Source organism: Shigella sp. FC1967 (assembly GCF_001743005.1).
GTDB lineage: Bacteria > Pseudomonadota > Gammaproteobacteria > Enterobacterales > Enterobacteriaceae > Proteus.
In genome coordinates, this window is sequence record NZ_MIIZ01000518.1 from 1 (window position 1) to 205 (window position 205).

General features: G+C 55.6%; 1 protein-coding gene. It reads left to right on the forward strand.

Annotated elements, in window-relative coordinates; all coding sequences use genetic code 11:
• A partial coding sequence (locus BHE89_RS24995) for a hypothetical protein (protein ID WP_286145885.1) occupies positions 1–205 on the forward strand: 205 nt, incomplete at both ends.

Consider the following 205-nt stretch of genomic DNA (forward strand, 5'->3'; position numbering starts at 1 on the left):
CCAGACTCGTTGATCTCAGCCATAGACGACAACCTCAGCTCATCAGCCAATCAGTCGCTCGGTTATGACGCGGTTGGCCGCATAACCTCTGCTGAGGGGCTCTATGGCGTTTTGGGCTATGGCTATGACGCCACCGGCAACAGGACCTCGATCACGACCGATGGCCTGAGCCAGAGCTACACCATCAACTACATGAACAACTGGT